The 11,986-nt window shown below is 59.7% G+C and carries 10 protein-coding genes and 1 other RNA gene; 6 read left to right on the top strand and 5 right to left on the bottom strand.

Features of this window, described 5'->3' with window-relative positions; genetic code table 11:
* Nucleotides 1-3: 3 nt before the first annotated feature.
* The 3 genes from RXV86_RS11975 to RXV86_RS11965 all read right to left on the bottom strand — a co-directional run bounded on the left by RXV86_RS11975 (nucleotide 4) and on the right by RXV86_RS11965 (nucleotide 3,753).
* Nucleotides 4-1,533, bottom strand: coding sequence for an acyl--CoA ligase (locus RXV86_RS11975; protein ID WP_316299957.1), 1,530 nt, complete (start codon nucleotides 1,531-1,533; stop codon nucleotides 4-6).
* A 33-nt stretch (nucleotides 1,534-1,566) separates the two neighbouring features.
* Nucleotides 1,567-2,262 carry an FCD domain-containing protein gene (locus RXV86_RS11970; protein ID WP_316299955.1) on the bottom strand — a complete coding sequence of 232 codons (696 nt, stop codon included), beginning with the start codon at nucleotides 2,260-2,262 and terminating at the stop codon, nucleotides 1,567-1,569.
* Between the two features lie 84 nt (nucleotides 2,263-2,346).
* Nucleotides 2,347-3,753, bottom strand: a complete 1,407-nt coding sequence (locus RXV86_RS11965; protein ID WP_316299952.1) for a short-chain fatty acyl-CoA regulator family protein — start codon at nucleotides 3,751-3,753, stop codon at nucleotides 2,347-2,349.
* A 168-nt stretch (nucleotides 3,754-3,921) separates the two neighbouring features.
* On the opposite strand from RXV86_RS11965, the gene RXV86_RS11960 reads away from it, so the two are divergent.
* The 3 genes from RXV86_RS11960 (at nucleotide 3,922) to RXV86_RS11950 (ending at nucleotide 7,015) form a co-directional block, all read left to right on the top strand.
* Nucleotides 3,922-4,905: a tripartite tricarboxylate transporter substrate-binding protein gene (locus tag RXV86_RS11960; RefSeq protein ID WP_316299950.1), complete on the top strand. Its 984-nt coding sequence runs from the start codon at nucleotides 3,922-3,924 to the stop codon at nucleotides 4,903-4,905.
* A gap of 82 nt (nucleotides 4,906-4,987) precedes the next feature.
* Complete coding sequence (locus tag RXV86_RS11955) at nucleotides 4,988-5,476, top strand: tripartite tricarboxylate transporter TctB family protein (protein WP_316299948.1); 489 nt, start codon at nucleotides 4,988-4,990, stop codon at nucleotides 5,474-5,476.
* A gap of 12 nt (nucleotides 5,477-5,488) precedes the next feature.
* The gene (locus RXV86_RS11950; RefSeq protein WP_316299945.1) at nucleotides 5,489-7,015 is read left to right on the top strand and encodes a tripartite tricarboxylate transporter permease; all 1,527 of its coding nucleotides are present in this window, start codon (nucleotides 5,489-5,491) and stop codon (nucleotides 7,013-7,015) included.
* A 274-nt stretch (nucleotides 7,016-7,289) separates the two neighbouring features.
* Here RXV86_RS11950 and RXV86_RS11945 read toward each other — a convergent pair whose 3' ends face one another.
* Entirely contained in the window at nucleotides 7,290-7,757 is a 468-nt protein-coding gene (locus tag RXV86_RS11945) for an SRPBCC family protein (RefSeq protein ID WP_316299943.1), read from the bottom strand.
* A gap of 41 nt (nucleotides 7,758-7,798) precedes the next feature.
* Nucleotides 7,799-8,770 carry an NAD(+) diphosphatase gene (gene nudC, locus RXV86_RS11940; protein ID WP_316299940.1) on the bottom strand — a complete coding sequence of 324 codons (972 nt, stop codon included), beginning with the start codon at nucleotides 8,768-8,770 and terminating at the stop codon, nucleotides 7,799-7,801.
* A 212-nt stretch (nucleotides 8,771-8,982) separates the two neighbouring features.
* Between nudC and RXV86_RS11935 the strand changes: the two genes are divergently transcribed.
* The 3 genes from RXV86_RS11935 (at nucleotide 8,983) to RXV86_RS11925 (ending at nucleotide 11,903) form a co-directional block, all read left to right on the top strand.
* On the top strand, nucleotides 8,983-10,911 hold the full coding sequence (locus RXV86_RS11935; RefSeq protein WP_316299937.1) for a bifunctional 2',3'-cyclic-nucleotide 2'-phosphodiesterase/3'-nucleotidase: 1,929 nt from the start codon (nucleotides 8,983-8,985) through the stop codon (nucleotides 10,909-10,911).
* A 67-nt stretch (nucleotides 10,912-10,978) separates the two neighbouring features.
* An RNA gene (gene ffs / locus RXV86_RS11930) (signal recognition particle sRNA small type) lies at nucleotides 10,979-11,077 on the top strand.
* Nucleotides 11,078-11,216: 139 nt separating this feature from the next.
* Nucleotides 11,217-11,903: a DUF1287 domain-containing protein gene (locus RXV86_RS11925; RefSeq protein ID WP_316299935.1), complete on the top strand. Its 687-nt coding sequence runs from the start codon at nucleotides 11,217-11,219 to the stop codon at nucleotides 11,901-11,903.
* Nucleotides 11,904-11,986: the final 83 nt, after the last annotated feature.

The following is an 11,986-nucleotide window of genomic DNA, read 5'->3' as shown; positions in this document are numbered from 1 at the left end:
GGATTAATCCTCCAGGCCCAGCACCTTGGCCAGGCCGATACGTTGCAACTTGCCGGTGGCGCCTTTCGGAATTTCGTCGAGAATCAACACCTGGCGTGGCACCTTGAACCCGGCCAGCTTTTCCCCAGCAAAGGCGCGAATGTCCTTGGCTTCGGCGCTGGCGCCTTCGTTCAAGACTACGGCGGCGCCGACATCTTCACCCAATTGAGGATGCTTGACGGCAAAAGTTACCGCCTGGTTGACTGCAGGGTGTTCCATCAGCACTTCGTCTACCTCGCGCGGGGAAATCTTCTCGCCGCCACGGTTGATGATCTCTTTCAGTCGCCCGGTGATGTAGATGTAGCCGTCAGAATCCATGCGCCCCTGGTCACCAGTGCGGAACCAGCGCTCGTCGCCATCCATGAAGAAATTTTCCGCATTGGCCTTTTCGTTGCTTTCATAGCCCGCGGTCACGTTGGCGCCAGAAATGCAGATTTCGCCAATAACGTCCGGTTCGGTCGTCAGGCCAGTGCCATCATGGATGGCGACCTTGGGTCCAGCGGCGATGCCGACGGCGCCCGGTTTCTGGGTGCCCTTGCCGATGGGGTTCGATGCCATCTGGTGGGTGGCTTCGGTCATGCCATAGGCCTCGACGACGGGACAGCCGAAAACCTCTTCCAATTCTGCCATGACGGTTGGTGGCAGCGAGGAAGAAGACGACCGGATGAAGCGCAACTTCATGTTCTTGACGATCTCTTCGTTGCGCGCAGCGCGACCGAGGATGGCTTGGTGCATGGTTGGCACTGCGGTGTACCAGCTTGGCCGGCAATCCTCGAGCCAGCTGAATACCTTCAGGGCATTGAACCCCGGGGTGCAGTAGATTTCCGCACCAGCGGCCATGGTCGAAGAAACGGCCGCGATCAGCCCGTGGATGTGGAACAGAGGCATAATGTTCATGCAGATATCACTGGACACTAGGCCCAACGTGCGCGCGATATTCTGGCCCGAGGTCGCGACGTTCAACTGCGACAGCGGAACGATCTTGGGCCGCGACGTGGTTCCCGAAGTGTGCAGTACGAGGCAAGGATCGTCGGGCCGGGATTCGTCAAGCGGGCAGATGCCATCGCCTTCGATATCCATTGTGAAGGTGCCCGCCGGGGCGGCAGCGTCGACCGAGATCACGGCGATCTGGATACCCAAGCCCTTGGCCGCCTGGGCGGCGGCGCCCGCGGCATCGTCACAAATCAGCAGGCTGGCGCTGAGGTCATCCATGTAAAAGGAGAATTCATCCTTTTTGTAGTTTGGGTTAAGCGGCGCGGCTACGGCGGCGTTGGCCGTGGCCAGGAAGGACACCGCCATTTCCGGTCCGTTGGGTAGCACGATGGCCACCTTGTCATCCCGGCCAACGCCTGCGGCACGCAACTGCCCGCCAGTCCGCTCCACGAAACTTGCCAGTTCACCATAGCTCAGGTCCGGGCGGTCGGGCGCAGTGATCGCCTTGTTCGATGCAGGGGCCGAGGCAAGAATCTGCCCCAGAGTGATCTTGTCGGTCATGTCTTTCTGTCCTTGAGTTTTCGGTTCAGCGGTTTAGGTTTCTTCCACAACGAGGCCGCGAATTTGAGTGATGTGTCGGTTCATGGCCCGGCGCGCGGCATCAGCGTCACCGGCGCGGATCGCATCGAGGATGGCGCGGTGTCCATCCAGCGAAACGGCGTTTCTTTGCGGGCCTTGATAGGCCTCGGAACGGACCTGACCTACCACGGAATTGATCGACCGGATTACCCCGGTAACGACGTGGTTGTGCGCGGCGCGAGCCAGTCCGAGATGGAAGGCATCATCCAGCAGTTTCAGCGTATGAGCGTTGGATTCACTGGCCTGTTGGGTCACGATTTCGGCCAGTGCATCGATTTCGCGGTCGCTGGCGCGTTCGGCCGCCCAAGCAGCGATCTGCGGCTCAAGCAGAGTGCGGAATTCGAAGATTTCGCGGTTGCGAGTATCTGCGTCTCCGCGACCGGGTTGGCGCAGGTCGCTGTCCAACAGGTCGACATCGGCAGAAGCGATGTAATTGCCGCTGCCCTGTTGCGGGGCCAGAATGCCCTGTTCCTGCAGGACGCGCAGGGCCTCGCGCAGCGAATGGCGCGACACATCGAACTGTTTGGCAAGGGCGCGTTCCGTCGGCAGGCTTTGCCCGATCTTCATTTCGCCATCAGCGATCAAACGCTTCAGGCGCAAAGCAACGTCCAGATAGGCCGGTGCGTTTTGGGTGCCGTGGGGCTGGGGCATTTGAGATCGAGCCTCGTTATTTGATCCAACCAATTTCAAAATTGGTCCAACCTATTTACCTGTCGCGGCGCGAGAGTCAAGGATTCAACTTTCGTGATGAGTCGCGCCGCGGCGGTTGGCGTCGATCCGCAGCTGTACATTGAGTGGCTGGTGGGCGCGATGTGAGCAGGCGACCCGTGGGCAGACATTGCAGGTAATCCCGATCCGGGCGAAACTTTCCGAGGCGTCGGTCGTGAGCCGGTCGGCATACTTAACACGGTCAGAGTGAACGCTTGCGCATCCCAGTGAAATGGCCAGCCGCCTCGTCTGTCCCGAGGTGACAAGGGCGGGGCGGTCGGCGGTTCGGCTCAGGGTCAGAAACCTCCCGCCGTCGGGCAGTTCGACCAACTGGGGGAAAAGCGTGCCGGGGCTGTCAAAGGCGGCGTGTATGTTCCAGACCGGGCAGGACCCGCCTTGTTCGGCCAAAGTGAAGGGCGTGGCGTTGAATCGCTTGGTCACATTGCCGGCGCGGTCGATGCGCAGCAGGAAAAACGGCACCCCGCGTTGCCCGGCGCGTTGCAGAGTGGTCAGGCGGTGGCTGACCTGCTCGAAGCTGGTGCAGAAGGCGGCCTTGAGCCGGCTGATGTCATAGCGGCTGGCTTCGGCCAGGGTGAAGAAATTCTCGTAAGGCATCACCAGCGCCCCGGCGAAATAGTTCACCAGTTCGACCGCCAGCCGGGCCTGGCCGTCCTCGTCGGGAATGGGGGCGCTGGCGACCAGGTCATCAACGATGTCGCGCGCCGCCAGCAGCCCCAGAACATGGGCCAGCTGGAATACGCGGTTTGGGTGGTCCAGTGTCTCGGACAGGCGGACCTCGGCACGGGAATCGTCGAACTCGCGCAGGGCATGGGGCATGTCGGTACTGGAGACCAGCCGGGCCGAGACCTCGTGTTCCAATCGCAAATGACGCTTTAGTGAGGCATAGAGATCATCCGATGCGCCGCCGATGCGCGCACGCAGGTCTTCGGCGCGGGACTCGAGATCGGCAAAGTGGTTTTCTTTATCCCGGAAAAAATTGTGGATCGCGGTTTCCGGTGCAATGGCCAACAGGTCGTCAGCGCCGGTTTGACCGAGGCCCCGACCCAACCGGTCGGTCAGATTGCGATGACTGTCATAGATCTGCAGAAAGCGCGCGACAAAGCGGGGTGAGTGATCCAATGCTGCGCGCAATTCCAGCAGGTCGGGCTCATTCCCTGCAAAGATCGGGTCGCGCATGGCGGCACGCAATTCGGGGAGGCGCTTTTCATCCTCGTTGCTTAGCAAATCGCGCCATTCGACGCCGTAAATTTCGGTGATGGAAAGTAGCACCTTGACCGACAGGGAGCGCTGATTGCTTTCAAGCAGATTTACATATGCCGGTGAAATCCCCAGCCGTTTGGCCATCTGAGCCTGAGTTTCCCCGTGTGATTGACGCAATTGACGCAATTGCGATCCAATAAATGTCTTTTCCATGTTTACAGATATACAATTAGTGTTAATGTAAAGGCAACATTACGATGAATAATCATCCGAAAATGGAATAATTTGTCGCATCCCACTGCTTTCGCCTTGTGTGCAACGATGAAAACTCGCGAAATTTGGAAGAGTTTTGCACATAGCGTGATTCTGGGAGGAAACGACATGCTACACAAATTTACTAAACGTGGTTTCATTGCCGCTGCTGCATCCGTGGCCATTGCGACAACCGCGGCTATGCCCGCAGTCGCGGCAGAATGGAAACCCAACAAGCCGATCGAAATGGTTATCATGGCTGGCCAGGGCGGTGGCGCTGACCGTATCGCGCGCCTGTTTCAGTCGATCATCCAAAAGGAAGGTCTTGCGTCCATGCCGGTTCTTCCGGTCAACAAAGGCGGGGGTTCGGGTGCAGAAGCGCTGCGTCACTTAAAGGACAACGGCGGTGACAGCCACAAGATCATGGCCACTCTGAACAGCTATTACACCACGCCGCTGCGCAATGACATCGGGGTGAACATCGAAGAATTCACGCCGCTGGCGCGCATGGCACTGGACACTTTCGTGCTCTGGGTCAACGCCGACAGCGACATCAAGAGCCTCGACGACTATGTCGCCGCTGTCAAAGCTGCAGGTGGTTCGTGGAAGATGGGTGGCACTGGCACCGGTCAAGAGGACAGCCTTGTCACGGCCATGCTGCAAAAGGAATTTGGGCTTGAGATTACCTATGTTCCCTTCAAAGGCGGCGGAACCGTGGCCAAAAACCTTGTCGGCGGGCATATCGATTCGACGGTGAACAACCCATCTGAACAAATGGGTTTCTACAAGGCTGGCAAATCGCGCCCGCTCGTGGCTTTCACGCCCGAACGCCTTGCAGCCTTTCCTGACGTGCCGACGGCCCGCGAACTGGGTCACGACATCGTTTACTGGATGCAACGCTCGTTCGTTGGCCCCAAGGACATGCCGGCTGAGGCGGCCGCCTACTACACCGACATGTTCAAAAAGCTTTCGGAAACTGAAGAGTGGAAGACCTACACCGAAGAAAAGTCGCTCATGAACGACTTCCTGTCAGGTGACGCGCTTCAGGTCTATTTCCTCGAGGAGCGCGCCAAGCACGCCGACATTCTCAAGGCGAAGGGCGAAGGCTCCTAAAACCGGCTGAAACCTGAAGATCGGACGTGGCCGCCGGGGCGGCCACGTCTGCGTAGATACCATAGGGCAAAGGGCCTACGTCATGCAGACAGCAGACCGTATGATTGCGCTCGCGATTGTCGCGATGAGCGCCTATTTCATGTACTATGCTTGGGAATTGCCGATCGGCTGGAACGGTGAAACCGGCGGTCCTGGCGCAGGTGCCTTTCCGTTCTGGCTGTCTCTGATCATGGCGTTCGCGGCCTTGGGTGTTTTATTGCGCAGCCTGCGGCAGGAACGTCAACTCACCCGTTTCTTCTCCGACCGGGCGTTGCGTCCGATAATCGCCGTCACATTGGCGCTGACCGTGACGATCTTCCTGATGCCTCTGGCGGGCGCCTATATCGCGCTGCCGCTCTTCATGCTGTGGTATCTGAAGATCTTTGGTCGCCACGGCTGGATTCTGACTGGGATTTTAGCTGTGGCGACCCCGGTCTTTTTGTTCTTTTTCTTCGAAGTGACATTGAAGATCCTGCTGCCCAAGGGCTTTACCGAGCCATGGTTCATTCCGCTCTACGCCAAGTTTTTCTGAGGACCCTGCACCATGGAAATTTTTGCTCTTCTCGGCGATGGCTTCGCCACATCGCTTTCCCCAATAAACCTGATGATCGTTCTTCTTGGCGTGACGGCCGGACTTTTCATCGGTGCCATGCCGGGACTTGGGTCGGTTAACGGCGTGGCCATCGTGTTGCCGCTGACCTTCATCGTTCCGCCCTCTTCGGCCATCATCCTGCTCGCTGCGATTTACTATGGCGCCATGTACGGCGGTGCGATCAGTTCGGTCCTTCTTGGAATACCCGGCGCCTCGACCGCGGTTGCGACCACGTTCGATGGGCGCCCTATGGCACAGAAGGGCCAGGCCGGGCTTGCGCTGATGGCCGCTGCAACGGCCTCGTTTGTGGGCGGCACGATTTCAGTCATTCTCTTTACCATCTTTGCGGTTCCGCTTGCCGATCTGGCGCTGGCCTTCGGACCTGCCGAAGAATTCGCTTTGGTACTTTTGGCATTCACCACCTTTGTCGGGCTCGGCGGCGACGATATCCTGAAAACCATCATCATGATCTGCCTTGGCCTGGTGCTCTCCACAGTAGGTCTTGACCTGATTTCGGGGCAGCCGCGCCTGATCTTCTTTGACCAACCCGGGTTCTATTCCGGCATCTCTTTCCTGGTCCTGGCGATCGGCGTCTATGGGATCGGTGAGGTGTTGTTCACTATTGAAACCAGTCAGAAAGGCCAGACCGTCACTGCGGCGCGGCTAACCTTTGGTGAAATGGCTGCCGGGCTAAAAACAATGGTGCGCCTGTGGAAAACCATGTCCGTGGGCTCTTTCCTCGGCTTTTTTGTCGGTATGCTGCCAGCAGCCGGCGCCACCCCGGCCTCGCTGATGGCCTATGGCATTGCCAAAAGCACCTCGAAAGAACCCGAAACCTTCGGCAAGGGCAATATCGAAGGCGTCGCCGCACCAGAAACGGCCAACAACGCCGCCTCGACCGGATCGCTTCTGCCGATGCTGACCCTCGGCATTCCCGGTTCGCCGACCACAGCTCTTCTGCTGGGCGGCATGGTGATGTGGGGCCTCGTGCCCGGCCCAATGCTGTTCATCGAACAGCCCGATTTTGTCTGGGGCCTGATCTCGTCGCTCTACACTGCCAATTTCGCCGCCGTGGTGATCAACATCGCGCTGATCCCGCTGTTCGTCTGGGCACTGAGAATGCCATTTACCGTGCTTTGCACGCTGGTTCTGGTGCTGTGCATCGTTGGCGGATTTGCCCCCAGCCAGAAAATGCACGATGTCTGGTTAATCCTGGGCTTTGGGGTCGTGGGCTATCTGCTTCGCAAGGCTGATTACCCGCTGGCACCGCTGGTGTTGGCGCTTGTTCTCGGCCCGCTGATGGAAAAAAGCTTCCGCCAGACCCTGATCTCGGAACAAGGCAACATCTTGGCCTTCGTCGAGCGCCCGCTTTCCGGACTTTTTATAACCATCGCGGTTGTGTTCTTCTTCCTGCCAATCGTGAAGGGACTGACACGAAGATTCAATTTTTTGAAACTAGTGTTTTCCAAACAACAGTAACGGGTCCGCCAAAACAAAGTCGCGGTCGTTTCCTCCCCAATCGGTCGTGCGCACCCGGAAAAAAGCGGCTCGTCACTCTTGCGCCCAATTGAACTCAGCGACTCCCGCGCTGCCAGCGATCCCACATCTCTGACTTCTGTCTGTCGGTGTAAAACGTTTGCGTCCGGTACTTCATATCTCAACACTCCATCTCTCTCGTAAGATTAAAGTGTTGCGATCACCCGTTGAATCCGCACCCGCGAAGCGGACATTGGTGGTGGCTAAGAAACGCCACTCACCCAACCCGCGAATACCGGTCCTCAACGCCTTTCCCGAACTCCGCCACCCGCAGTTTGAACCGCTTGTCCATCGACCCGCGCGCCAGTTTGATCGACTGCACCAGCAGCCGCGCCGACAGGGTTTCGGGTCTCAGGTCGATCTCCAGCGTCATCCGGGTTCGTGTCCGTGACAGGGCCATCAAGTCAACCAACATATGGCCCGCCATCCCTTGCATCCGGCTGTCGAACAGCATTTTGTTCGGCGAATCGAAGTCGACAAGATCGACCAGCATTTGCCGCCGCTTGCCGCGAAACGGAAAGGCGATGTCCCAAGCCATGCCAACCCCGGGCACGTCCAGATCATCCAGTCGCGAAACCTCGGCCCCGCGCCGCAGTGCCTGACGCTGGAAGCTGTCGAAATCCGACACCACCGCGAACATATAGTCGATCGGCGCCTCGATATCTTCCTTGGTCTTGAACTTCATTGCCTGCCCGCCCCACGCGTCTTGTTGCGTCGATTCTGTCTCTAATCCAGACGATCCGCAAGCCAGTTCCACAAGATAAAATGTGCAATCGCGCCGGCCCGCGCCGGTTTCAGATCGGGGTTCCGTCCGGCAAAGGAATCGGCAATCTCCTCGCGGGTAAACCAGCGTGCATCCTCGATCTCGTTCGGGTCGATCTCGATCTCATCACTGAGCGCCGCGCCCCGGCAGCCGATCATCAGCGAGCTGGGATAGGGCCAGGGCTGGCTTGCCAGGTAATCGACCTGCCCCACCTTGATCGAGGATTCCTCTTCGACCTCGCGGCGCACCGCTGCCTCGATCGTCTCGCCCGGTTCCACGAAGCCCGCCAACAGCGAATACATCCCATCGGGCCAACCCGGGCTGCGCCCCATCAGCACCTGGTTGCCATGGGTGATCAGCATGATCACCACCGGGTCGGTCCGTGGAAAATGCGGCGCACCGCACGCCGGGCAATTGCGCTGCCAACCGGCCATCGCCATCTTGCTTTCCGATCCGCACTTGGCACAAAACCTGTGGCTGCGATGCCAACTGAACATCGACTTGGCGGTGGCGGCCAGTTCCGCGTCGCGCGGATTGATTGCCGCCATCCGTCCGCGCAATTCCAGGAAGACAGCCCCCTCGGGCGCCAGGGGATGGACCTGAACGCTCTGATCGAAAAAACTGCCCATCGCCTCGCGGTCCAGGTCCTCGGGCTGCCAGCCGGAAATATCATGGGCAAAGACCGGGGTACCGTCCTCTTCCCTGCCCATGAAGATCGCCGGGATTCCGCTGGATTTGACCAACGCATGATCCATCCGCAGCCGCGCCAGCCGATCGTGACCCTCACCTTCGAACAGGGGTTTTCCACGCCAGATCAGGATGCTCACAGCCGTGGGAAAGGCCGCCATCTCGGCAAGCGCCGTTGCGTCCCCGCGCAGATGCGCGGCCCGGTTCAACCCGGATCCCCCGAAAGTCACTGTTTCCGCAATTTTCATACCCGTCTCCCTAGCCACCCCTGTCGCATGATTGCCCCAACAGGACAATCCCACACAGAAAGCCCTGCTTCAAATCCCGTTATGGTTGATAGGACGCTTTAAATAACAACCCTGCTGTTGACTTCCCGCAAGTGGCAACTAGGCTGCTGTGAAGACCGCTCAGCCCAAGTGACGGCCGCTCGGGGTCTGTCCTATTTCGAGGCAAAAGCAATTTGGCGCATGAACCCACGCAATTCACCGGCCCGGACTTCTGTGAAATCCACCTGCGCATTCTTCATACTTCGGACGTCCACGGCGCACTGCGCGGCTACGACTATCTTGCTGACAAGCCGTCGGAATTTCTCGGCCTTGCTCGCACGGCCACATTGATTCGTGCAGCCCGTGCGGTCGCCGCCAATTCACTTCTGTTCGACACGGGCGACATGCTGCAGGGCAGCGCCCTTTGCGATCTCACCGCCAACCGCGGCCTGCCGCAAGGCGTGACTCATCCGATGGTCAACGCCATGAATGCCCTGGGTTATGACGGGTTCGCTCCAGGCAATCATGATTTCAACCATGGCATCGACTTCCTGTCGCGGGCGCTGGAAGATGCCGATTTTCCGGTGGTCTCGTCCAATTTCCTCCATCTGAACCCGGCGGGTCGTAACACGCCGGTTTTTCCACCTCATACCATCCTGTCGCGCCGCCTTGTCGATCAGCGCGGGCAACCTCATGACCTGCGTATCGGCGTCACCGGCTGTCTGCCACCGCAGACCATTGACTGGGACCATAAGCTCGCCGAAAGCTATACCACCTCTGACATGGTAGCCGCGACCCGGACCGAAATCGCCGATCTCCGTACTCAGGGCTGTGATCTCATCGTGCTTCTGGCACATACGGGCATCGATCCGGGCCACTCGGACGCAGGGTCGGAAAACGCCGCCATCGAACTGGCCGGCTTGGCCGGCGTCGATATCGTTCTGGCCGGACACACCCACCTGACGTTTCCCGCGCCGCACGGCGATGGTCCGGTTCATCCTGCCATCAACAACGATGCCGGAACGATCCACGGCACGCCGGTTCTGATGCCGGGCTTTGGCGGCAATCACCTGGGCCAGTCCGATCTGACCCTGACCCGCAATGCCTCGGGCAACTGGCGGGTTCATGCGTCACACCAAACGCTTTTGCCGCTGGCGCGGCGCAGCAGCGCGGGCCAAGTGAGTCAAGTCGTTACCGAAGACGCCACCCTCTGCAGCCTGAGCGAACCGGCCCATGTCCGCACGCTGAACCACATCCGTGAACCCGTCGGCGAAACACGCAACCCCCTGCACAGCTTTTTTTCGATGATCGCCAACGACGCCTCGGTGCAACTGGTGGCCCAGGCCCAGGCCATGTTTCTGCGCCGTGCTGTCGCCGATACCGAGCTTGCGACCCTGCCGCTCCTGTCCGTGGCCGCACCGTTCAAAACCGGCCGCCGTGGCGGGCCCGATCACTATACCTGCGTTCCCACAGGCCCGCTGACACGGCGATCGGTCAGCGATCTTTACGTCTATCCCAACACGTTCTGTGCCGTCCGGCTTGTGGGTGCTCAGCTGCGCGAATGGCTGGAACATGCCGCCAGCCTGTTTACCCACATTCCACCCGGCACACCACGAGACGTTCCGCTGCTGATCGACAGCTTCCCAGGCTACAAGTTCGACGTGATCTGCGGGCTGACCTATGAAATCGACCTGCGCCAGCCACCGCGATATGACGACCATCTGTCGGTTATCAACCCTGCAACCCGGCGTATCCGCAACCTTTGCCACAAGGGCTCACCGGTGCGGGATGACCAGATCTTCCTCGTGGCCACCAACGCGTTCCGCGTCTATGGTGTCGGCTTTCCCGGCGCGCCTGCCGACCCGGACGATGCAAGCGCACCCGAAATCGTGTTCGAAAGCCCGGTCTCGATCCACGACATTCTGCTCGACTATATCCGCAACAACAGCCCGCTTGATTTCACGTCCAAACGGGTCTGGTCCTTCACGCCGCTCGCAGGCGCCACTGCGCGGTTCCAGACCTCACCGGTGGCCCGCGACTACCTGAACGACCCGCATCTGCCGAAATTGCGTGATCTTGGCGACACGTCCGACGGGTTTGCCGAGTTTCGGATCACGCTCTGATCCTTGTCTGTTTCGGGGTTTGCCGCAGCATCTTGCGAATCCCCGTCCACAAGCCTATATCCAAGCGTGAGAGGTTGGCGCGGGCAGGCGCCTCGCCAACCCGGTCAGGTCCGGAAGGAAGCAGCCGTAACGAGCCCCGCTTGGGTCGTTGTCCAGCCTCTCACCTCGGCGCATTTGCAGGGCAAATACGCGCAGCCGCCTCTTCCCCCCAAACGCCCCGCACCAGACCGGCCATCCCTTGCCGATTTCCCACCCGATCCGGGCAACGGCTTTGCATCGCGAAACCACAGCCCTAACCTGCCCGCATGCGGACCCTTGTTCTCATCCTCGCGTTCACGGCCGTCATCTTCACCGCGGCCATCGGGCTGGCGAAACCGCACCACTGGAACATCGCCCGGGCCTATCTGTCCGACCTTGTCCCGGCCACGGCAATCACCCCTGCGCCCGAACCTCTTCCCAGCTCGGACTGGTCTCGGGCCCTGATCACCTCGGCGCGCAGCCAGATCGGCATCACCACGATCTATGACGGCGCCTACCAAAGCCTGTCCTATCCGGGCGGCGACGTGCCCCGCGAGCGCGGCGTTTGCACCGATGTGCTGATCCGCGCCCTGCGCGACGCCCACGGTATCGACCTGCAAAAGCTGGTTCACGAAGACATGCGTGCAGCCTTTTCCCGTTACCCGGCAATCTGGGGCCTCCAGCGCCCCGATCGCAACATCGACCACCGCCGCGTGCCCAACCTGCGGCGCTATTTCAAACGCGGTGGCATGGCCCTGCCTATGCCGGATGAGCAAACCATCTTCCTGCCTGGCGACATCGTCACCTGGACCCTCGGCCGCGGCCTGCCCCATATCGGCATCGTCTCGGATCAGCTTGTTCCCGGCACGGAACGGCCGATGATCATTCACAATGTCGGCGCGGGCGCGCGCCTGGAGGATTTCCTGCTGCGCTATCCGATGACCGGACATTATCGGTTGGACGGAAAACTCTGAGCCGTGAGGGGGTGCGCCACACGTGTACTTTCTTCGCCCAGATACTGTTCGCGAAACCCGGCAACCCTGAAACACGCGCCATG

Source organism: Aliisedimentitalea sp. MJ-SS2 (genome assembly GCF_032586155.1).
Classification (GTDB): domain Bacteria; phylum Pseudomonadota; class Alphaproteobacteria; order Rhodobacterales; family Rhodobacteraceae; genus JAWHTC01.
The sequence above is the reverse complement of the archived record's forward strand: the minus strand, read 5'-3'. Positions and strand labels throughout refer to the sequence as shown.

Bases quoted from the DNA above. Each gene is read 5' to 3' on its own strand.
- RXV86_RS11965 (WP_316299952.1), bottom strand. From the start codon at position 3,753: ATGGAAAAGACATTTATTGGATCGCAATTGCGTCAATTGCGTCAATCA.
- nudC (WP_316299940.1), bottom strand. From the start codon at position 8,770: ATGAAAATTGCGGAAACAGTGACTTTCGGGGGATCCGGGTTGAACCGG.
- RXV86_RS11925 (WP_316299935.1), top strand. From the start codon at position 11,217: ATGCGGACCCTTGTTCTCATCCTCGCGTTCACGGCCGTCATCTTCACC.
- RXV86_RS11975 (WP_316299957.1), bottom strand. From the start codon at position 1,533: ATGACCGACAAGATCACTCTGGGGCAGATTCTTGCCTCGGCCCCTGCA.
- RXV86_RS11945 (WP_316299943.1), bottom strand. From the start codon at position 7,757: ATGAAGTTCAAGACCAAGGAAGATATCGAGGCGCCGATCGACTATATG.
- RXV86_RS11960 (WP_316299950.1), top strand. From the start codon at position 3,922: ATGCTACACAAATTTACTAAACGTGGTTTCATTGCCGCTGCTGCATCC.
- RXV86_RS11955 (WP_316299948.1), top strand. From the start codon at position 4,988: ATGCAGACAGCAGACCGTATGATTGCGCTCGCGATTGTCGCGATGAGC.
- RXV86_RS11950 (WP_316299945.1), top strand. From the start codon at position 5,489: ATGGAAATTTTTGCTCTTCTCGGCGATGGCTTCGCCACATCGCTTTCC.
- RXV86_RS11970 (WP_316299955.1), bottom strand. From the start codon at position 2,262: ATGCCCCAGCCCCACGGCACCCAAAACGCACCGGCCTATCTGGACGTT.